The organism is Isosphaeraceae bacterium EP7, from assembly GCA_038400315.1.
GTDB lineage: Bacteria > Planctomycetota > Planctomycetia > Isosphaerales > Isosphaeraceae > EP7.
Genome location: CP151667.1, coordinates 6,602,278 through 6,624,107, shown reverse-complemented (window position 1 = coordinate 6,624,107; position 21,830 = coordinate 6,602,278). Strand labels below are relative to the sequence as shown.

Sequence of the window (21,830 nt, the reverse complement as noted above, 5' to 3'; positions counted from 1 at the left end):
CCCGATGACTCGCCCCGCCGCGCGCCTCCTCCTCTCATCGCTGGCCATCCTGGCCGCGATGGCCCCCTTCGCCCGGGCCGCCGACGACGCCAAGACGCCTCAGGCCGCCAAGGAGAAGGTCTTCGTCGGCTACCTCTTCGGCCCCCCACGCGACCTGAACTTCTCGCTCTACACCCATCTCTGCCACGCGTTCATCACCGCCGACGGCGACGGCAAGCTGAGGCCCTCGCGCAACGTCCCCGACCGCAAGCTCACCGCCAATGCCCACAAGGCCGGCGTCAAGGTCTTGATCTCGCTGGGCGGCTGGGGCTGGGACAAGCAGTTCGGCGAGATCGTTTCCAAGCCGGAGTCGGAGAAGCGGTACGTCGACTCCGTCATCAAGATGATGGACGAGAACGACTACGACGGCCTGGACCTCGACTGGGAATATCCCGACACCGCCGAGGAGGTCAAGGGTTTCGAACGCCTGACCCACACCTTGCGCAAGCGAATCGACGAGGTCGGCAAGGCCAAGAATCGCCACATGGACCTGACTATGGCCGCCTCGTCCAACAAGGGCACCCTCAGCTGTCTGAACAAGGACTTCCTGCTGGAGAACATGGACTGGGTCAACGTGATGACCTACGACTACGCCGGCGACTGGACCTCCTTCGCCGGCCATCAGGCTCCCCTCTTCGGCTCCTCGAAGGCGCCCGACAAGTCGCCCCGCTCGACCGCCCAGACGATGACGTATCTCCTGGAAGAGCGAGGCATTCCGGCCGACCACCTCGCGGTGGGACTCCCCCTCTACGGCCGGGGCTTTCCCGTTTCCGAGCCCTACGCTTCGACCAAGGGCGTCGCCAAGAAGCGCGACCCAGGCGGCGACTATCGCAACATCGCCAAGCTCATCAAGCAGGGCTGGACCCGCACCTACGACGAAGAGACCAAGACCCCCTGGCTCACCGCCCCCGACCGCTCCGCCGTCATCGGCTACGACGACGCCGAGTCCATCCGCCTGAAGACCGAGTGGGCCATGTCCAAGGGCTTCCGGGGAGTCTTCTTCTGGCAGGTCAACGGAGATCGTCTCGAAGACGGCACCAACCCCCTCCAGGCCGCCGCCTACGAGGCCTGGCTGGCCGGAACCCCCAAGCCATCAAAGTGATGGAAATTCACCTCGCCCGAAAAGAGTCAGCCGAAAATCGCTCCCAATTGCAGCCGAAAGAACGTGCTTCGTCGCCGGCCTGCTCGAGCCCGACGCCCGCAGCCGTTCTTTGGCAATCCGAAAGAAATCGCGACGAATGAAGCCACTTAGGGTGACATGCTCTTGCGGAAGATGAGCACGATTACAGGGAGATCGACCGCCCGTCGGAAGTCATGGTCTGACTTTCAAGCGAAGCGATTTTGATCTGATGACCTAACGGCTGCCAGCGGCTTTGAGTAGTCCCCGGTTCCTCATCCACTCCTCGCAGCGTTTCGGCCACGCGGCCGAAGGCTTGCCGGTGGCACGTAGTGCGAAGCTGTGGCCGCCGGTCTCGTAGGCGTGCAATTCGGCAGGGATGCCCTTACGGGTGAGTCTCCGATAATAGGCTGTGGCATTGTCGACGCAAAAATCGTCGTCGCTGGCCACGACGAGGAAGGTCGGTGGGACGCCTTTTTTCACCAACGGCAGGTTGGCGTCGTACCGCTTGCTGTCGAAGTTGATGATGCCGTAAGGGTAGAGGATCACGGCGAAGTCGGCCGAACATCCCGCTTCGTCGAGTTTGTCGACGGGTTCGTACGAACGCTCGCCGAGGGAGGTCGAGACCCAAGCGCCCAGGTGGCCCCCGGCCGAGAAGCCGATGACGCCGACGCGGGAAGGATCGACATTCCACCCACTCGCGTTGGCTCGGACGAAGCTCAACGCCCGCTGGGCGTCCATCAAGGCCATGGCAGGCGCATAATCCGACCGCGACCGGCCTTCGCGATATCCCACTCGGTATTTCAAGATGACTGCCGTGATGCCGATCGAGTTCAGCCATTCGGCGACCTCCTCCCCCTCCTCAGTCCAGTCGAGGTGGTCATATCCGCCGCCGGGGAAGATGACAGCCGCAGCCCCCGTGGCCGAGACTTCTGGGGCCGGATAAACGAACAGCGCCGGCGATGTAACGTTCCTCAGGCTGACGATCGTCTTGTCGCTTCGCTTCCCGGTCACCACCATCTCGGGACCCACAGCTTTACCGTCTTCGCCGGGTGGGGGGCCGGGCCAGAGCTTGAGTTCGAGGGGGACGTTGGCCGCGGTCTCCGGCTCTGCCGAGGCGAACGTCAAAAGCAGGGCGATAACGGTCGTAACGATCATCATCAACGGTTTCTCATCCTGGCCATTTCATGTCTAGCCGTGGCAGATTTTGTGATCGACACAGATCCGATCACGCCGGATGTTGCTTATCTAACCCCTCGGCCCTGACCTCCGCCGACGAAACATCCACCTCAACACGCGCCGTGGCTTTTTGGTGCGGGTTGAAGTGGATGGTGTTGCGTTCCGGTTTCACGGTGACGACCGGAGATTTTCGGAGAGAGGTCAGGGGCGGATGACGGTCCCGTCGCGGCGACGCGTCGTGCCCCAGCTGTGCTCGAAGGTCGGCTCGTCGGGGAGCGGGTACTTGGCGGCGAGCGTTTCGTCGAGGTCGATGCCGAGGCCGGGCGACTCGTTGGCGTACAGGAATCCGTCCTTGGTCTCGGGGCATCCGGGGAAGACTTCTCGGGTCCGTTCGGGGAAGGTTCCCCCTTCGTGGATGCCGAAATTGTGGGTGGATAGCTCGAGCGCGAGGCCGGCGGCGTGCGCCACGGGCGAGGCGTCGCCGGGGCCGTGCCAGGCTGTCCTCACGCCGAAGAACTCGGCGAGCGCTGCGACCTTCCTCGCCACGCTCAGGCCGCCGATCTGCGAGATGTGGATGCGAATGAAATCGATCAGCCTCTCGGTGATCACCGGCACATATTCGTGCTGCGTGTTATACAGCTCGCCCATGGCGATCGGCGTGGCGCACTGCTGGCGGATGAGGCGGAGGTGGTCGTTCTGCTCGGGCGGGACGGGGTCCTCGATGAAGAACGGGTGATACTGCTCCAGGTCCTTGCAGAGCTGGACCCCCTGGCTGGGCGAGACGCGCTCGTGGATGTCGTGGAGCAGCTCGACCTCGTCGCCGAGCTTCGACCTCAGGTGCTCGAATAACTTCGGGACCTGCCTGCAATAGACGGCCGGCTCCCAGACTCCTCTCAAGGGGTCCGTCGGGCCGAACGTGCCGGACGGGAGCGGGACCTCGCGGTTGAGTCGGGCGCCGTAGGTGGCCATGCCGGGGATGCCCATCTGGACGCGGACATGCTTGTATCCCTTCTCCATGGCCTCCCGGGCCTTGTCCTCCACTTCCTTCATGTCGCGCCCGCTGGTGTGGGCATAAAGGGGCGCCGCGAACCGGCACTTGCCGCCCAGGAGTTGGTAGACCGGCATGTTGGCCCGCTTGCCCTTGATGTCCCAGAGCGCCATGTCGACGCCGCTCATCGCATTGAACAGGACGGGGCCGTTGCGCCAGTAGGAGCTGACGTAGGACGACTGCCAGATGTCCTCGATCTCCTCGGGATTGCGGCCGATCAGGAAGGGCTTGAGGTATTTGTCGACGGCCGTCTGCACCACCAGGGCCCGCTGGGTGAACGTGGCGCAGCCGAGTCCGTACAGCCCCGGCTCGCTGGTCATTACTTTGACAACGACAAGCCGGATGCGGTCTGGCGCGGTGAGGATCGTCTTGATGTCGGTGATCTTCAGCGGGGGGAGTCCCTTCCGGCCCTCCGCCTCATCGGGCCCGGCCTGAGCCACGCCGAAGGCCCGCCCGCCCAGGAATCCCGAGCCGCCGAGGGCGGCGCCCGCCGGGAGTAGTCGGAAGAGATCGCGTCGGTCCATGCCCCACCCCATCATGCCGAGGCCAGGTCTCGATTTGCACCGGGCAAACCGACCCGCGGTCACGCTAACGCGCGCCGCCGACGGGCGAAAGGTACTCGATCCGACGGGCGTGTCCTCGGCGGGGCGGTGCCGGGGACACGCCCCACGAATCGCGCGGGGGGGGCCGGTCTCGGGCGGGCCTGGATGGGGAGTTCAGTCGAAGACGATCCCTTCGTCGGTGATCCGGTAGGGGTGGATCTCGTCGGAGCAGACGCTTCCGCGGTGCTTGGCGACGTAGAGCGACCGGCCCAGGCGGCCTTCCTGGCGGGTCCGGCCCATCAGGATGATCGTGTTGGCGTTGGCGAAGATGTCGCCCTCGGTGATCGGGTTGACGATCAACTCATCGAGCATCACCTGCGGGGTCGTATACAGATAGAGGCAGCCGACCGACTTCGAGTCATATCTGTGGGCGAGCACCTTCGGCTCGTTGGCGCGGTACTGCTCACGGAACAACTCGCGGGCGGCCCACTCGTCCTCCTTGCGGAGGATCTGGTGGTAGAGGTACTCGAAGAACTCGAACTGGATCGACTCGGAGAACCGCTCGGTCGGCTCGATGCCGTCGACCACGATCCGCCGCGTGCCCCTGACCATGTTGGAATAGAAGTAGTTGGCCGTGGTGCGCAAGACCCTGGCCAGGTCCTTCTTCCAGATGTGCCACTCGTCGGGGTCCAGGTCGCGCCTGGTCACGCGGCGGCCGGCCTTGGAGAAGGGGTGGAAGTAGTCGCCCAGGTCGCGGTCGAAGTCCCAGACGTTGGACAGGTCGGGGGCGCCGTCGGCGGGAAACTCGCCGAGATCCCAGCCGAATTGGGTCTTGGCATAATCGGCATGGTTCTGGGCGTCGCCCCGGCTGGTCAGGTCGCAGATCACCCCCCGGCGGCCGTCGACGGCGAGGCCGCGGTCGGCCCATCGCAGCCCGAGCTGGGTCTTGCCCACGCCGGTCGCCCCGGCCAGGACCGTCAGAGTGCCCGGAAGCAGGCCGCCCCCCAGGATCTCATCAAGGGCTTCGATGCCGAACGACTGACGTGGAACGCTGCTCATCCTCGGATCACTCCCAGACGAAGACGGGACCCCGCGAACGATCGCGGTGCGTCCCAGATCGGAACTCGGATGAACGGGGCGGACAGCCCCGGGCATCCCCAGGTTCAATCGACCACGCCGGCCCAGTCGCCCAGGATGGGCAACACCCTGTGCTGGAGGCCGCCCGTCACGTGGACCCGACCGTCGGCGTCGACGAAGACGTCCACCTCGCTGCGGATGCCGAACCGCTCCTGGTAGATCCCTGGCTCGACCGAGAAGCAGGTCCGGGGCAGGACGAGGCGCTGCTCGTGTGTCTCCAGGTCGTCCATCGCCGCGCCGTTGCCGTGCACCTCCTGGCCGATGTTATGCCCGGTCCGGTGCACGAAGAACTCGCCGAATCCGGCCGCGTCGATCACGTCGCGGGCGGCCCGGTCCACCTGGTATCCTCGCAGCGGCCGGCTCGTGGCGAAGGCCGACTTCACCAGGGCGATCGCGGCATCACGGCCTGCGGCCACGACCTTGAAGACTCGGTCGTACTCCTCGGGGACCGAGTCGCCGACGAAGCCGACTCGCGTCAGGTCGCTGTAGACCGAGCGGGGGCGGTCCATCTTGGCCCAGAGGTCGATCAGGACGAAGTCGCCCTCGCGGATCTCGGAGTCCTGGCCCACGATCGGCTCGTAATGCGGGTCGCCGCTGTGCGGGCCCACGCCGACGATCGGCGGGCTGTAGGTGGTCAGGCCGTTGCGGCCGAAGTGGTCCATGATCGCCGCCTGCACCTCGGTCTCGCGCACCGAGCCTCCGCCGCGAGTCCGTTCGGCGATCAGGCCGAAGGCGAGGTCGAAGGCGGCTCGGGTCTGGACCTCGGCCTCCAGGTGCATCCGCCACTGGTCGTCGTCCCAGGTCGACTCGAACCGCTGGATCAGGTCGCCCGACGAGACGACCTGGGGCCCGAAGCCGTGGATCAGCTCCACCGTCCCGGCGTCGACCCGCGCGACGTAGGGGTTGGAGGCCCTGGGGGAATATTCCATCGCCACCCGCCGCATCCTGCCCACGAACGACCTGAGCCCGGCCTCGAGCTCCTGCCAGGTCAGATAGACGGACGCGTCGCCGGGGAGGTGGTCGAGCACCCCTGCCTCGATCCGATGGACCAGCTTGCGCGGCGGGCCATCGGCCGGGATGAGGTAGAAGAACCGCCGTGAGGTGGCCTTCATCGCCTGCATGCCCAGCACGCGCCTGGCCAGCTCATTGGCCCCTCGGAAGTCGTAGAGCAGCCAGGCATCGAACCCGGAATCGCGGACGGCCGCCTGGATCGCGTCGAGATCGAACATCGGTTGACCGCTCCATGGGGCGAATTTCGGGGGGAAGGGGGCCGGTGCTCAATTGCACGCCCGGCTGCGGGGGCCTACGATTCTCACTCAATTGCCGGACATTCCAGGAGATGCCAGACGATGAGTTTACGCCTGAGACGCCGCGACTTCCTCAGAGGCATGGCCGCCGGCACCGCCGCCGCCGGCACGTTCGGGGGCCTCGACCTCGGCCGGGCCCTGGCCGCGCAGAGGTCGCCCAATGAGAAGCTTAACATCGGCATCATCGGAGTCGCCAATCGGGCGGCCTCCAATCTCGAAGGGGTGCAGGGCGAGAACATCGTCGCGCTGTGTGACATCGACGATCGCTACCTCGATGCCGCCTTCGGCCGCTTCCCCAAGGCCGAGAAATACAACGACTTCCGCAAGCTCCTGGAACGCAAAGACCTCGACGCCGTGGTCATCAGCACCGCCGACCACGTGCACGCGTCGGCCACCGTCGCGGCCCTGAAGCTGGGCAAACACGTCTACGTCGAGAAGCCGATGAGCCACTCGGTTCACGAGGCCCGGGTCATCGCCGAGACGGCGGCCAAGGCCAAGGTGGCCACCCAGATGGGCACCCAGATTCACGCCACCAACAATTACCGCCGCGTCGTCGAGGCCATCCAGGCCGGCGCCATCGGCCCGGTCAATGCCTGCCACGTCTGGGTCGGCAAGACCTGGTCGGAGGGGAGCCGACCGCGAGAGACCCCGCCGGTCCCCAAGTACATCAACTGGGACCTCTGGGTCGGGCCCGCACCGATGCGTCCCTACCACCCGACCTACCTGCCCGCCAACTGGCGGAGGTGGTGGGACTTCGGCTGCGGCACGCTGGGCGACATGGCCTGCCACTACATGGACCTCCCCTTCTGGGCCCTGAAGCTCAGGCACCCCACCTCGGTCGAGTCCCAGGGGCCGCCCGTCCACCCCGAGACCACCCCGCGCTGGATGATCGTCAAGTTCGAGTTTCCCGCCCGCGACGCCATGCCCGCCCTCGACCTGACCTGGTACGACGGCGGCAAGAAGCCCGCGCTCCTGAGGGAAGCCGGCCTCCCCGACTGGGAGAGCGGCGTCCTCTTCGTCGGCGAGAAGGGCCTGATGCTGGCCGACTACGACCAGTACAAGCTCTATCCCGAGGAGAAGTTCAAGGGCTTCACCCCGCCCCCCCAGTCCATCCCCAACTCCATCGGCCACTACGCCGAGTGGATCAACGCGTGCAAGAACGGCGGGCCGACCACCTGCAACTTCGACTACTCGGGCGCCCTCACCGAGTCGGTGCTGCTGGGCAACGTCGCCTACCGGACCGGCAAGAAGCTGGACTGGGATGCCAAGGCCCTGCACGCCACCAACACGTCCGACGCCGACCAGTACCTGAAGCGCGAATATCGCGCGGGATGGACCCTTTGAGGCCGTCAATCAAGCGGGCCGCGGCAATCGCCCTGGCCCTGACCTTCGCGGTTGTCGCGGCCGACGCCCCTGCGAAGGCCCCGAAGGCCGACGCCAGGCCCCCCTTGGTCGTGCGCCTGGGGTTTCCGGCCGACGCCAAGGTCCTGATCCTCAACGGCGACGACACCGGGATGAACCACTCCACCAACGTGGGGACCTTCCGGGCTTTCAAGGCTGGCGGGCTCAGCTCGGCGACCATCATGGTCCCCTGCCCCTGGTTCCCCGAGACCGTCAATTACGCCCGCGAGAACCCCAAGGCCAACCTCGGACTTCACCTGACCCTGACCAGCGAGTGGAAGCGGTACAAGTGGGGCCCCGTCGTGGGCCGCACCGCCGTCCCCAGCCTCGTCGACGAGCTGGGCTACTTCTACGACGGGGTCGAGGAGGTCTACGCGCACGCCAAGCTCGACGAGGTCGAGCTGGAAGTCCGCGCCCAGGTCGACCGCGCCCTGAAGGCAGGGATCGACGTCACCCACGTCGACTCGCACATGGGCACGCTCCAGTACGACCAGAAGTACCACGAGCTCTACCTGAAGATTGCCAAGGCCTACGACCTTCCCTGCCGCGTCGCGGGCCGCGCCCTGATGAAGACCTTCAACGCCGAGCGGATGGTCGACCTGGCCGACGAGATGGGCATCGTCCACCCAGACATGCTCTACACCGACGGCCCCGAGAAGGTCGAGGACACCGAGCGGTTCTGGCTCGCCATGCTCGACAACCTCCCCGCAGGACAGGTCAGCGAGATCTTCATCCACTGCGGCGAGCTGGTCCCCGAGATGGAATTCACCGCCAACAGCTGGCGCACCCGCGCCGCCGACACTGACTTCTTCTGCTCCCCCAAGTGGTCCGATGCCCTCAAGGCCAAGGGAATCCGGGTCATCAGCTACCGCGAGCTGCGCGACCTCCAGCGCAAGCAGCCCAAGGCAACCCCCTGACCGTCGGATCGGGACCGCCTCGTCCTTGACAAGGCGGCCCCGATCGTTTGAAATTGGGCCAGACGTGCTCGTAGCTCAACTGGATAGAGCGTCGGCCTCCGAAGCCGAAGGTTGCAGGTTCGACCCCTGCCGGGCACATTCGACAGGGACCCTGGCTTCTCGCCGGGGTTTTTGTTTTGGCGGCGGACCCTCCCCGGAAGGTCGCCATTCCGGCGGCGTGCCCCGCAACGTCGCAGCCACCCCGAGGCCGAGATGTCGGCGACGGAGCCGCGAATTCGCCCCTGGGCGATCTGGAACCTTCGCTGCCCGATCTGCGGCGAGGGGCGCGTCTTCAAGGGCTCGTTCGCCATGAACGAGCATTGCCCGCGCTGCGGATACAAATTCGAACGCGGCCCGGGCTATTTCACCGGCGCGATGTACTTCAGCTACGCCATGGGCATGCCCCTCATCGCCGGCTTCATGGGCATCGGCTACCTGTTCCGGCCCGACATCCCGCTGCACTGGCTCTTCCTGGGTGGCTGGCTCCTGTTCCTCCCGTTCGTCCCCGTCGTCTTCCGCTACTCCCGCGTCCTGTTCATGCACTTCGACCGCTACTTCGACCCCGAAGGCTGAACGCCGGCGGCCCCTGCATGTCCGCGAAGCCAGGGCCGGCCCAATCCGGCCCGCCGACTCCTCCGGTCATCGACTTGGTCCCGATTCACCGCCGCCTGCCCGCCGGATCGGTCATCGGCAACAAGCCCACTCTCGCGGGGGGCCGTGTGTCCGCCGTGGCCTGACCGCGGCTTGATGTTGACGGGAAGCGACACGGGTCGTCCTGGATGGAAACTCGCGTCCTGCTGGCTATGGCGTTCCTGCTCTGGCCGACGATGCCATCGTCACGCTTTGAATTGCGACAGATCAGTCACAAAGACCGGATTCGATCCGTTGTCGCCATGGCTCGCGGGTCAGCGACCGATGAGGATGAGACGCAATCATTGGGATGGCTTGATTAATCACTTTGTTTAATTAAGTAAGTTTTCTTATGGGGATTCATCCGTTCATTTGCTATGCGTAGGATGCCCGCCTGAAGTACGCGGCGACGACCGAAGGCATGCAAGGCGGTGTTTATGGATGCGACGACTCTCATACGCCTCGGGGCGAAGCATGCCGCGTCCGTGCTGCCGGAATCGCTCTACCTGGCGACCGGGTTCGACCTGACCAAGCCGACGACGATTCGTGGCGTGCTTAATGATCGATGTAATTACAAGTGCTTGCATTGTGGTTGCTGGCGGCTCGACAAGTTCGACGAGATGGGCATCGACCTCTGGATCGCCGCGATGGCGAGCCTGAAAGAATTTCTCGGCCGGTTCGTCGTCCAGTTCATCGGCGGAGAGCCTTTCGTCAAGCGGGGGTTCCTCGACCTGCTCGAGTCGTGCCGATCGCGGGAGATCGACTTCGGACTGATCACCAACGGATCGGCATTTGTTCGGAGCGAGACGGTGCGGCGGCTGGTGGCGACGCGCCCGATGAATGTCGACATCTCCGTCGACGGCCCGACCGCCGAGATCCACGACCACATTCGCGGAGTTCCCGGCTCGCTGGCCGACATTGAACGCGGGATCGGCGCGCTGGTCGAGGAGCGTGGCCGTGCCGGGGTTTCCTTCCCGATCCGGATCAAGCCGACGATCAATGCGCTGAACTTCCGGGCGATGCCCGACCTTGTGCGATGGACGACCGCGATCGGGGCGTCGTCCGTTGACATCAACGTGCTGGGGGGGTGGACCGAGGAGGCCCGCACCTTGCTCTGGCCGACCCCGGATGAGGTGACCGAGCTGCGTGGGGTCGTCGATGAGCTGCTGCGGATGAAGCGGGCCGGGGCTCCGATCGAGACCTCGGAGCATCACCTCCTGGGTATGCCCGACCACTTCCTCCGCAATCCGGTCGCCCCCGAGGTCGGCACCTGCCGGATCGGCTTGCGTGTCTATACGATCCTGCCCACCGGGCTGGTCGAGTCGTGCGCGCATTTTCCGCCGATCGGCGACGCCAAGACTCAGTCGGCCCGCGAGATCTGGACCTCGGCCTTGACTCGTGAGGCCCGCAAGCGGACGGTCGAATGCCAGCGGGGTTGTTTCTACGGATGCATGGCGACCAAGCCGTTCAAGGAGAAGGTCCGCCGCGGCCTGATGCTCCTGGCCGGCCCGTCCTGAGCGCGGGGGCCTTCTCGGGGCGGTCGGCCGACGGTGGGGCTTTCTCGTGAAGTTTTCGAGGAGTCTCCCCGAGGAGGGGCCTGCGGGCGTTACTTCGGGGGCCGGTGTTGGCTAGGCTGGGCGGATCGCGGGCCTTTGCGGCCCCACACGGCCCATCTCAGCGAGGTCCCTGATGAGAGACGGCGATCGCCTGCGGCTGCACGCGGCCTTGCTCACGACGACATTCCTGACCCTCGCCTCGACCGTCGCCTTCGGGGCCGACGATCCGCCGAGGCAGGCACCCACCTGGCCCGGGCTGACTCGCTCAGGCTCCGTGCTCCTGCCGAACGGCTGGTCATTGAAGCCCGCGGGTAAGCAGTCGGCGCTGGGCGACCTGCCGGTGATCCTGGCCGAGAATCCGGCCGCGCCTGTGCTGGCCGTCCTCCACGCCGGCTACGGCGATCACGAGGTCTGGACCCTCGACACCGCGACCGGAAAGACGATCTCCAAGGCCGGGATCCCCGCCAGCTTCTCGGGCCTCTGCTGGTCGCCCGACGGCTCGAAGCTCTACGTCGGCGGCGGCTTCGATGACCTGATTTACGGCTTCGATCACAAGGATGGCTTCCTGTCCGGTCGGGTCACCTTCGCCTATCCGGCCAGGCCGGCGGTCAAGATCGAAGACGAGCCGGGCCGGGGCCGTGTGGCCAGCGCCTCGCAGCGAGTGCCGGCGGGCCTGGCGGTCTCGGCCGACGGCAAGACCCTGTACGTCGCCAACGCATTCGGCCACTCGCTGGCGAGTTTCGACGTGGCGACCCGCACGCTCAGCCGCGAAGTCACGCTCGGCGCCAACACATTCCCTTACGGTCTGGCGCTCGACGAGGGGCATTCTCGCCTTTATGTCAGCCTCTGGGGCGCGTCGAAGGTGGCCATCGTGAACCCGGGCACCTTCGAGGTCGCCGGCCACCTGGCGTCCGAGGAGCATCCCAACGAGATGCTGCTGGCCGGGAAGGGGGCCATCCTGTTCGTGGCCAACGCCAACCGCAACACGGTGACGGTCTTCGACACCGAGGGGCGCAAGGCCATCGAGACGATCAATACGGCCATCTCGCCGCTGGCCCCTTCGGGCAGCACGCCCAGCTCACTTGCATTGACGCCCGACGAGTCGGTCCTGTTCGTGGCCAACGCCAACACGAATGATCTGGCCGCGTTCAACGTCAAGGAGCCGGGCGAGAGCACCCCCCTGGGCTTCATCCCCGTGGGCTGGTATCCCACGAGCGTCCGCGTCGGGCGCGACGGCAAGACGCTCTGGGTTTCGAACGGCAAGGGAGGGACCTCCAAGGCAAACCGCGACGGCCCCATGCCGAGCAAGCCTGGCGGCGACGACGGTCGCACCCGTCAGTACATCGGAGGGCTCTTCCAGGGGACGCTCACCACGCTGGCCATGCCCACCCCCAAGCAGATGGCCGTCTACTCGCGGACGGTCTATGAATGCAGCCCGCTGAAAAAGGACGCCCCCGTTGCCGTGAACGGTCCCGAGCTTGCGGCCGACAATCCCATCCCGCGCAAGGTGGGTGAGCCCTCGCCGATCCGCCACTGCATCTACATCGTCAAGGAGAACCGGACCTACGACCAGGTCTTCGGCGACATGCCCGAGGGCAACGGCGAGCCGGCCATCTGCCTCTTCCCCGATCGGGTCACCCCCAATCACCACGCACTCGCGCGTGAGTTCGTCCTGCTGGACAACTTCTACGTGGAGTCCGAGGTCTCGGCCGACGGCCACGAGTGGACCATGGGTGCCTACGCCAGCGACTTCGTCGAGCGCACCTGGCCCCTCGGCTACCGGGGCGACCGCCGCGTTCCCTATCCGGCCGAGGGCAAATTCGACATCGCCACCCCGGCCGGTGGCTACCTCTGGGACAGGGCCGCGGCCAAGGGGGTCACCTATCGGAGCTACGGCGAGTTCGTCACCAACGGCAAGACCCCCGGCGAACCCTCGTCCACGGCCGTCAAGGCGCTCATCGGCCACTTCGACCCCAAGTTCCGCGGCTACGACCTGGACGTCACCGATCAGGTGCGGGCCGACCGCTTCCTGGAAGAGCTCGCCGGGTTCGAGAAGGCCGGTGAGATGCCCCGCCTGATCATCCTCAGGCTGCCCAATGACCACACCGCCGGGGCGTCCCCAGGCAAGCCGACGGTCTCGGCGATGGTCGCCGACAATGACCTGGCGCTGGGCCGCATCGTCGAAGGGGTGAGCAAGAGCAAGTTCTGGCCGACCACGGCCATCTTCGTCGTCGAGGACGATGCGCAAAACGGATCGGACCATGTCGATGCGCACCGGACGGTGGCCCTGGCCATCAGCCCCTACATCCGCCGCAAGTCGGTCGACTCGACGATGTACTCCACCTCGTCGATGCTCAGGACGATGGAGCTGATCCTCGGCCTGGACCCGATGAGCCAGTTCGACGCCGCGGCCCGGCCGATGGCGGCGGCCTTCACCGGCACCGCCGACCTCGCCCCCTACGCGGCCCGGCCGGCGATCGTCGACCTCAACGAGCGGAACACCCGCGACGCGCCCGGGGCCGCGGCCTCCTTGAAGCTCGACCTGTCGAAGGAAGACCAGGCCGACGACCTCGTCTTCAACGAGATCATCTGGAAGGCCGTCCGGGGGGCGAACTCCGCCATGCCCGCCCCGGTTCGCGCCGCCTTCGTGCTGCCCAGGTTCGAGGACGATGACGACGAGGACGACGACTGAACCGAAGTCTCCGAGCGTGCAACGCCGGCGAACGTGAGTCATACTGCAAGTCACGGGCGACCCGGGAGCGGCCAGATTGAGCCGGCTCCCGGGTCGCCCGTGGCCCCTTTTGATTCCCTTATTGCCGGCGGGACCGCGTCGAGGCGGAAGTCCATGCGAGTCGCCCTGCTCGTCTCGTTGCTGATTCTGGCGGCGATCCTCGCCACCAGGGGCGTTCGCGTGCCCACGGCGGCAAGCCCGCTGACTAGCGTTAAAAAGCCGATCGACCGATCGGCGCAGCCGTCGAGCAACCGGTTCGTCGGAGTCGGCGGCTGCTCGGCCTATGCCTGCCACGGCGGGATCGGCCCGACAAAGCCCGAGGCGGGTGACGTGGTGTCGAAGGGGGGCGAATACGTCACCTGGCTGGCGTACGACCCGCACGCAAACGCCGGAGACGTGCTGAAGGAGCCGCGATCCGAGCGGATTGTGCGGGCGCTCGGGCTCGAAGGGCCCGCGTCGTCGGCCAAGGCCTGCCTGGGATGCCACGCGACCGGGGGGGAAACGGCCGGCGAGGTGGCCTCGGCGGCCGTCAGCTGCGAGTCGTGCCACGGCCCGGCCCGGGGATGGCTGGCATCGCACACGGCGCCCGGGCGTCGTGCCGAGGCACTGGCCTCGGGCATGGTCGACACCAAGGATCTGCGCACGAGGGCCAGCGGCTGCGCGAGCTGTCATGTCGGCGACGCCACCCGGCAGGTCAACCACGACCTGATCGCCGCCGGGCATCCTCGGCTGGCCTTCGTGTTTGAAGACTTCCAGGCGCGTTATCCCAGGCACTGGCAAGAACCAGGGACCGACGCAACGGAAACCTGGGCCTTGGGGCAAGTCGCCACCGCCCAGGCGGCGCTCGACCTGCTGGCGACCCGGTCTGACGCCGCGAGCGAGGGGAGGGCCCCATGGCCCGAGTTCTCCGAATATGGCTGCTTCGCCTGCCACCACCAGTATCGTGACTCGGGCCCGGAAGCCCCCAAGGGAAGGCCCGGCGAACTTCCGTTCGGCACCTGGACCTATGCCACGCTCCCCGAGGCACTGGGCACCCGGCCGGGGGACGCGGCAACCCGTTCCCTGGAGACGTTCCGCGCCGTGGATGCCGAGATGCGGCGGCCGGTCCCCGACCCCGTCAAGGTGGCGTCCGGAGCGAGGCTTACGTCGAAGGCGCTGGGCGATTGGCTGGCCTTGCCCAATTCCGGTGAGAGTCGGGCCCGACTTTTGCTAAGAACCTTCCTCGACCCGCAACGATCGGCGGCCCGGCGCGACTGGGACGGCCGCGCGCAAGACGCCCTGGCGCTGGCCGCGTTGAAGGCCGCCGCTCCCGTCGATTCAGGGACAGGGCTGGACGAGGCGATTCGAGAGGCGTACCGTCGGCTCCAGTTCCCCGCAGGGCAAGACAGCCCCGGGGCGTTGCCGGCCGGGACACGAGACGCGGCCGGCCATCGATGAGCCCCGGCCGCCGTCGCCCCCCGAGCGGCCCGGACTCTGTCGTCGAGCAATCCGTTACGAACTGTCGAAGGCGTTGAGGAGGGGGCGACTCGTGCAACTCGGAATGGTCGGCCTGGGCCGGATGGGCGCCAACATGGTCAGGCGCCTGATGAAGCAAGGGCACGACTGCGTCGTCTACGACCGCAGCCCCGAGGCCGTCGCCACGCTCGTCGCCGAAGGCGCCGTCGGTGCCCGCTCGCTCGAAGAATTCGCCGCCAAGCTGACCGAACCCAGGGCAGCCTGGGTCATGGTCCCCAGTGGCGCGGCCACCGAGCAGACCGTCAACGACCTGGCCGCGCTCTTCGGCCCCGGCGACATCCTCATCGACGGCGGCAACTCCTACTTCAAGGACGACGTCCGCCGCGCCCAGGCGCTCAAGGTCAAGGGGATCCACTACGTCGACGTGGGCACCAGCGGCGGTGTCTGGGGTGTGGAACGCGGCTACTGCCTGATGGTCGGCGGCCCCGAGGAGGCGTTTTCGCGCATCGCCCCCATCCTCAAGACACTCGCCCCCGGCCGCGGTGAGATCGAGCGCACCCCCGGCCGCGAGAAACTGGGAGGCACCGCCGAGGAGGGCTATCTCCACTGCGGGCCCTCGGGCGCCGGCCACTTCGTCAAGATGATCCACAACGGGATCGAGTACGGCCTGATGCAGGCCTACGCCGAGGGCTTCGACATCTTCCGGGGCGCGACCTCCAAGGAGCTTCCCGAGGAGCATCGCTTCGACCTGAACGTGGCCGACATCGCCGAGGTCTGGCGCCGCGGCAGCGTTGTCGGCTCGTGGCTGCTCGACCTCACCGCGATGGCCCTGGCCGAGGACCCCAACCTCGAGCGATATTCCGGGTTCGTCGAGGATTCCGGCGAGGGTCGCTGGACGGTCATGGCGGCCGTCGAGGAGGCCGTGCCGGCCGACGTGCTTACCGCCTCGCTTTACACCCGATTCCGATCGCGCAAAGTCCACACCTTCGCCGAGAAGGTGCTCTCGGCCATGCGCAACAAGTTCGGCGGGCATATCGAGCGCCCCACCGGCGGCTGACCGGACGTCCTTCGAGTGATGTCCCTCAGTAAGGATGCGGCAAGGGCCCGGTGGCGCGGACGGATCGCGCCTTGATCTCTGGAGTGACCTGCGATGTCGAGCGGCGCCGACGCGGCCGAGATGAACAACCCGCTGACGGCCGGTGCCGCCAAGGTGCTCCTGCCCCAGCCATGCATCCTGGTCATCTTCGGCGCGGCCGGCGACCTGGCCTGGCGCAAGCTGATTCCGGCCCTGTACAACCTCAACGTCGACGGTGTCTTGCCCACCAACTTCGCCGTCGTCGGCTTCGGCATCGGCTCGCAGGGAGAACCCGACGCCTGGCTCCGCAGCCGCGCCCGCGAAGGCGTCCAGAAGTTCTCGCGCCAGGCCATCGACGACGGCACCTGGAACGACTTCGAGCGGAGCGTCTTCTACGTCGAGGGGAGCTTCAGCGACGCCTCTGCCTATGAGGCACTCAAGGCCAGGCTCGACGCCGTCGACCGCCAGTTCGGCATCCCCGGCAACCGGGTCTTCTACCTGGCCGTGCCGCCGCAGATGGTGGCCATGAGCGTCGACCACCTCAAGGCCTCGGGCCTGATTGCCGACCCCGCCGACGACCGCGTCTTCACGCGTGTGATCGTCGAGAAGCCGATCGGCCGCGACCTGGAGAGCGACCGCGCCGTCAACTCCGCCGTCGCCCGGTCGTTCTCCGAGGGCCAGACCTACCGGATCGACCACTACCTGGGCAAGGAGACCGTCCAGAACCTCCTCGTCCTCCGCTTCGCCAACAGCATCTTCGAGCCCCTCTGGAACCAGAAGTACATCGACCACGTCCAGATCACCGTCTCCGAGGAAGAGGGCCTCACCCAGTACGATGCCGAGGGCGAGGTGACCGGCAGCCGCGTGGGCTATTATGAGGGCGTCGGCGCCCTGCGGGACATGCTCCAGAACCACATCCTCCAGGTTCTCTGCTTGGTCGCAATGGAGCCCCCCTGGTCGCTTGAGCCCGACGTGGTGCGCGACGCACGCATGGGCGTCCTCCGCTGCCTGCGGCCGATGTCTCGCGAGGAGGTCGCTCGCTCGGTCGTGCGCGCCCAGTACATCGACGGCGAGATCGACGGGCGGGGGGTGCCCAGCTACCGCCAGGAAGTGCGCGACGATTTCCGCAGGCGCAAGCAGCAGGTGCCCAACGACAGCACGACCGAGACCTTCGTCGCCATGAAGCTGTTCATCGACAACTGGCGATGGGCGGGGGTTCCGTTCTACCTGCGCACCGGCAAGCGTCTCCCCAAGCGGGCCAGCGAGGTCGCCATCCAGTTCAAGGATGTCCCCCAGGTCCTCTTCAACGCCAACCCGCACGTCCCCGTCGAGCCCACCGTGCTCTCCCTGCGCATCCAGCCCGAAGAGGGGCTCTCGCTACGGATCGCGTCGAAGCTGCCCGGGCCCAAGGTGCGGATCTACCCGGTGAAGATGGAGTTCAACTACGACTCCAGCTATGGCGACCGCACCCCCGAGGCCTACGAACGCCTGCTCCTGGACGTGATGGCCGGCGATGCAACCCTCTTCATGCGACGCGACGCCGTGGTGGCCGCCTGGGAGTTCGTCATGCCCATCGTCGAGGCCTGGGAGCAGTCCGGCGTCCGGTTCCTGCCCGAGTACCGCGCCGGCACCTGGGGCCCGCTCGAGGCCGATCGGCTCATCGAGGCCGACGGTCGTCAGTGGAGGACCCTCTGATGGACACCAACATCATGGTCTTCGACGAGCCGGCCGAGGTCCCGATCGGCCACGTCGGTGTCGAGCTGACCCGCCGACGCAGGGACGCCCAGCGGCAGGGCGTGGGCGTCATGCGCCGCGCCCAGATGTCCAATCTCATCATCTTCTGCCAGGATCATGATCGCGCCGCCCTGGCCGACACGCTCGTCCCGGCCATCGTCCGTGGCCATCCCGCCAGGGTCCTCCTGCTCGTCGGCATGGCCAACGAGCCCGACTCGCCCATCCGCGCCTTCGTTCAGGTGCGCGACGTCGGACCCGGCCCCGGCGACGACCTCTACTGCGAGCAAGTCACGCTCAAGTCCGCCGGCCGGGGCGTCGGCGACCTCCCCTACGCCGTCCGCAGCCATATCATCGGCGACCTCCCCACCAACCTCTGGTGGGCCACGCCCCAGCCTCCTCCGTTTGCCGGGCCCATCCTCCACGACCTGGCCGAGTCGGTTCAGCAGGTCCTCTACGATAGCAGCGGCTGGCTCGACCCTCATCGCGGCATGGGCGCCACCCACGCCTGGCTCGAACGCTTCGAACGCAAACCCGGCCGCCTCGCCTGGCGCGTGGCCAGCGACCTGAACTGGCGGCGGCTGAAGCCCTGGCGGCGGGCACTCTCGCAGGCGCTCGCCCCCGACTCCGCGCCCGGCGCGCTTCAGTCGATCACCGAGGTCCTCGTCGAGCACGGTCCGCACGCGGTCACTCACGGCTGGCTGCTCGTCTCCTGGCTCGCCTCGCGCCTCCAGTGGACCCCCCGTTCCGTCGAGGTCCACCCGGGTGACGAGATCTCCTGGCGGCTCGACTCACCCCAAGGGGTCATCCGCCTGGTCATCCGCAGGCTCCCCGAAGGCCCCTCGCAGATCCGCCGCGTTCGCGTCTCTTGCCAGATGGACGGCTGCCAGGGGGCGCTTGACGTCTCGCTGGAAGACCAGAAGCGGCTCTGCGTCCGTCCCGACGGCTTCCCCGGCGAGCCCAGGACGCTCGCCTTCTCCCAGCCCACCCTCGCCGAGATGATCGGCCGCCAGCTCTCCGATCGCGAGGAAGACCCCGTCTTCGCCCAGAGCATCGCTTTCGCCCAGCCCATGGCCCGCGGCGTCGTCAATTAAGCCGCGATGCCTAATCACAACGTTTGCGCTGATTGCATGCTTCTTCGCATGGAAACCGTTTGACGATCGTTGAATCTTCACATAGGCTTGATAGAGTCTGTTGAGACCCGTCGATGTCGCCGGGTATGGCGCTGCCGGTCCGATCCCCCGGATCGTTGGTCTGCTGCGCCGCCCCTGACCACATTCTACAGAGGCCTCGGGACTCTCTCCGGAGAGTTCGAAGGACATTCCCATCATGGTTTGCAGACCGCGCAGAGGCTTCACGCTCATCGAGCTGCTGGTCGTCATCAGCATCATCGCCGTCTTGATCGCCTTGCTGCTGCCCGCCGTGCAAAGTGCACGCGAGGCCGCCAGACGCATGCAGTGCGTCAACAACCTGAAGCAGATTAGCCTCTCCGCCCACAACTTCGAGTCCACGAACGGCAGCTTCCCGCCGGGCTTCGGGCCGACCCCGACTTTCAACGTGCCGCAATACACCCGCTCCACCCCGATGGCGCAGATCCTGGGATTCCTGGAAAACTCGAACATCTACAACACGTTCAACTTTCAGATCAACTTCAACACTCTGACCAGCAACCTGGCCAACGACAGCAACTACACCGCCTGCTGTCAGATCGTTTCGGCCTACGTCTGCCCGTCCGATCCCTCCGCGGTCCGCCTCTTCGGAATCGTGGGCTACAACAATTACTTCTCCTCGATCGGTGCCACCGCCTGCCCCGAGCTGGGCCCGCCGCCGCCTTCGTCGTACAACTACCCCCCCAACAAGACTGAGCTGAACACGGCCCTGGCCGGCGTCTTCAACGTGACGCTCGACTACGGCCAGCCGACGCAGATCAACGGCGCCAACAACCCGGACTATCTGAAGGTCACGGGCAGGACGGGGATCTCGGCCATCACCGATGGCACCAGCAACACGACCATGTTCGCCGAGACGATCCGCTCGGTTTCAAGGGCAAACACCGTCGACGAGGTGCCCATCACCAGCCTTCTCAACGTCTTTGGCATGCCGGGCGCTTCCTTCACCACCAGCATCGCCCCGGCCTCGGCTACTTGCTCGGCCGCTGGCACCCGGGTGCGCTACCGCGGCCAGCAGTATTACCGGGGCATCGGCCCGATGGGCTACTTCAGCCACACGCTGACCCCCAATTCCAAGACCTTCGATTGCGCCAATAGCGGCGATTACTTCGCCGCCCACATTGCCGCCCGCAGCAACCACCCCGGCGGCGTCAACGCCTCGTTCGCCGACGGCTCGGTCCGGTTCATCAAGGACACGGTCAACCCGCTGGCCTGGAGCGCCCTGGGCACCCGCGCCGGCGGCGAGGTCCTCAGCGCCGACGCCTACTGACGACATCGGTCGACCGGCCGGCCCGCGGCATCGTGACCAAAGCAATCCGCCCGGGCCGGCTTTCCACTCTCCCCGCGCCGCGAACTCTCTCCACGCGAGCACACCGATGAGTATCAAGCTCCGAACGACTTTCCACATGATCGCCGGCCTTGTGATTCTGGCCGGGCTGCCGGGCTGCGGAGGCCCGACCGCCGCTGCGCTCAGCGTCGACCACGCCGAGGAGGTGAAGCTCCAGCAGGTCGGCGAGATGCTCCGCGAATATCAGATTTCCCTCGGCAAGCCCCCCAAGTCGATCAAGCAGCTTGTCCTCAACTCGGGCGGCTCCCTCGGCGGTTTCGAGCTGGTCAAGTCCGGCGATGTCGTCGTCAACTGGGGCGCAGCCCTGCCGGACACCAAGGAAGAGCCCGGCGCCAGCCCCGCCCAGGAAGTCCTGGCCTACGGCAAGTCGGTCCCCGAGCGGGGGGGCCCTGTTCTCTTGCTCAACCGGTCCGTCATTCGGATGACCCCCGAAGAATTCAAGGCCGCCCCCAAGGCCTCGGTCGCGGCCGCCTCGGCATCCGCCACCGCCCCGAAATGACCGGAGCCTCCGCCTGATGTATGCCCCTCGCCGGATCCTGCCCGTTGCCCTCGCGCTCCTGCTCACCCCGGCACTCGTGCCCGCCGACGCCGCCGAGCCGACCCGCCTGCGGGTGCTCAGCTACAACATCCGCCACGGCGAGGGGGCCGACGGCAAGCTCGACCTTGAACGCATTGCCAAGGTCATCCTGTCGGTCGACCCCCACGTCGTCTCGCTCCAGGAGGTCGATCGCGGTGCCAAACGAACGGGCGGACTCGATGAGCCCGCCGAGCTGGGCCGCCTGACGAAGATGACACCCCTCTTCGAACGCAACATCCCCTTCCAGGGGGGCGAATACGGCAACGCCGTGCTGACCCGCCTCCCCGTTAAGGGGCACCAGAACATCAAGCTGCCGTCCCACTACGTCGGCGAGCAGCGAGGGGCCCTGGCCGTCGACTTGACCGCCCCCGACCCTCGCCAGACCCCCATCCGGTTCATCGCCACCCACATCGACTACCGATCCGAAGACGCCGAGCGGATGGACTCGGTCAAGCGCCTCGAGGAGTTGGCCGCCGAGGCCCCGACCCTCCCCACCCTCCTCGTCGGCGACCTGAACTCCGTGCCCGGCAGCCGCGTCATGGACGCCTTCGGCAAGACCTGGACTCGCTCCGACTCCACCTTCCTGCCCACCTACCCCTCCGACAAGCCCATCAGGCAGATCGACTACGTCCTCTATCGCAACGCTCCCCGCTGGAAGGTCGTCGAAACCAGGGTCCTCGAAGAACCGCTCGCCTCCGACCACCGCCCCCTCCTCGTCGTCTTCGAGCTCGCCGACTGACCCGAGGCTCGCGTCGATTCGATGCAGAGCCCGATTTTTCCCGTCGGTTCGCGCCCCGGGTTGCTCCCCTTGAACCGTGGTCATGCTCCGACG

The 21,830-nt window shown here is 66.7% G+C and carries 17 protein-coding genes and 1 tRNA gene; 14 read left to right on the top strand and 4 right to left on the bottom strand.

Annotated elements, in window-relative coordinates:
• Positions 1–4 precede the first annotated feature (4 nt).
• A complete protein-coding gene (locus EP7_RS26140) occupies positions 5–1,141 on the top strand; it encodes a glycoside hydrolase family 18 protein (protein WP_463525188.1) in 1,137 nt (378 codons plus the stop codon).
• Between the two features lie 252 nt (positions 1,142–1,393).
• On the opposite strand, the gene EP7_RS26135 is transcribed toward EP7_RS26140, so the two are convergent.
• From EP7_RS26135 to EP7_RS26120, 4 genes are all read right to left on the bottom strand, one after another.
• Positions 1,394–2,317: an alpha/beta hydrolase gene (locus tag EP7_RS26135; RefSeq protein ID WP_463525187.1), complete on the bottom strand. Its 924-nt coding sequence runs from the start codon at positions 2,315–2,317 to the stop codon at positions 1,394–1,396.
• Between the two features lie 219 nt (positions 2,318–2,536).
• Positions 2,537–3,907 (bottom strand): enolase C-terminal domain-like protein, encoded by a 1,371-nt coding sequence (locus EP7_RS26130; protein ID WP_463525186.1) that lies wholly within the window; start codon positions 3,905–3,907, stop codon positions 2,537–2,539.
• 192 nt (positions 3,908–4,099) lie between these two features.
• On the bottom strand, positions 4,100–4,984 hold the full coding sequence (locus EP7_RS26125; RefSeq protein ID WP_463525185.1) for an RAD55 family ATPase: 885 nt from the start codon (positions 4,982–4,984) through the stop codon (positions 4,100–4,102).
• A 104-nt stretch (positions 4,985–5,088) separates the two neighbouring features.
• Positions 5,089–6,291 (bottom strand): M24 family metallopeptidase, encoded by a 1,203-nt coding sequence (locus tag EP7_RS26120; RefSeq protein WP_463525184.1) that lies wholly within the window; start codon positions 6,289–6,291, stop codon positions 5,089–5,091.
• Between the two features lie 120 nt (positions 6,292–6,411).
• Here EP7_RS26120 and EP7_RS26115 point away from each other — a divergent pair, with 120 nt between their 5' ends.
• From EP7_RS26115 to EP7_RS26055, 13 genes are all read left to right on the top strand, one after another.
• Entirely contained in the window at positions 6,412–7,713 is a 1,302-nt protein-coding gene (locus EP7_RS26115) for a Gfo/Idh/MocA family protein (protein WP_463525183.1), read from the top strand.
• Positions 7,701–8,687 carry a polysaccharide deacetylase family protein gene (locus EP7_RS26110; RefSeq protein ID WP_463525182.1) on the top strand — a complete coding sequence of 329 codons (987 nt, stop codon included), beginning with the start codon at positions 7,701–7,703 and terminating at the stop codon, positions 8,685–8,687. Before EP7_RS26115 ends, EP7_RS26110 begins: the two co-directional genes overlap by 13 nt.
• A gap of 64 nt (positions 8,688–8,751) precedes the next feature.
• Positions 8,752–8,825: transfer RNA gene (locus EP7_RS26105), tRNA-Arg, on the top strand.
• Between the two features lie 114 nt (positions 8,826–8,939).
• On the top strand, positions 8,940–9,299 hold the full coding sequence (locus EP7_RS26100) for a DUF983 domain-containing protein (protein ID WP_463525181.1): 360 nt from the start codon (positions 8,940–8,942) through the stop codon (positions 9,297–9,299).
• A 494-nt stretch (positions 9,300–9,793) separates the two neighbouring features.
• On the top strand, positions 9,794–10,873 hold the full coding sequence (locus EP7_RS26095) for a radical SAM protein (RefSeq protein WP_463525180.1): 1,080 nt from the start codon (positions 9,794–9,796) through the stop codon (positions 10,871–10,873).
• Positions 10,874–11,045: 172 nt separating this feature from the next.
• Positions 11,046–13,604 carry an SMP-30/gluconolactonase/LRE family protein gene (locus tag EP7_RS26090; protein WP_463525178.1) on the top strand — a complete coding sequence of 853 codons (2,559 nt, stop codon included), beginning with the start codon at positions 11,046–11,048 and terminating at the stop codon, positions 13,602–13,604.
• Between the two features lie 153 nt (positions 13,605–13,757).
• The gene (locus EP7_RS26085; RefSeq protein ID WP_463525177.1) at positions 13,758–15,080 is read left to right on the top strand and encodes a multiheme c-type cytochrome; all 1,323 of its coding nucleotides are present in this window, start codon (positions 13,758–13,760) and stop codon (positions 15,078–15,080) included.
• 91 nt (positions 15,081–15,171) lie between these two features.
• Positions 15,172–16,155, top strand: coding sequence for a phosphogluconate dehydrogenase (NAD(+)-dependent, decarboxylating) (gene gnd, locus EP7_RS26080; RefSeq protein WP_463525176.1), 984 nt, complete (start codon positions 15,172–15,174; stop codon positions 16,153–16,155).
• 93 nt (positions 16,156–16,248) lie between these two features.
• Positions 16,249–17,868: a glucose-6-phosphate dehydrogenase gene (gene zwf, locus EP7_RS26075; protein ID WP_463525174.1), complete on the top strand. Its 1,620-nt coding sequence runs from the start codon at positions 16,249–16,251 to the stop codon at positions 17,866–17,868.
• Positions 17,868–18,998: a glucose-6-phosphate dehydrogenase assembly protein OpcA gene (locus EP7_RS26070; protein ID WP_463525173.1), complete on the top strand. Its 1,131-nt coding sequence runs from the start codon at positions 17,868–17,870 to the stop codon at positions 18,996–18,998. Before zwf ends, EP7_RS26070 begins: the two co-directional genes overlap by 1 nt.
• A 235-nt stretch (positions 18,999–19,233) precedes the next feature.
• Positions 19,234–20,343, top strand: a complete 1,110-nt coding sequence (locus tag EP7_RS26065) for a DUF1559 family PulG-like putative transporter (RefSeq protein ID WP_463525172.1) — start codon at positions 19,234–19,236, stop codon at positions 20,341–20,343.
• A gap of 106 nt (positions 20,344–20,449) precedes the next feature.
• Complete coding sequence (locus EP7_RS26060; RefSeq protein WP_463525171.1) at positions 20,450–20,920, top strand: hypothetical protein; 471 nt, start codon at positions 20,450–20,452, stop codon at positions 20,918–20,920.
• Between the two features lie 16 nt (positions 20,921–20,936).
• Positions 20,937–21,737, top strand: a complete 801-nt coding sequence (locus EP7_RS26055; RefSeq protein WP_463525170.1) for an endonuclease/exonuclease/phosphatase family protein — start codon at positions 20,937–20,939, stop codon at positions 21,735–21,737.
• The last annotated feature ends 93 nt before the right edge of the window (positions 21,738–21,830 follow it).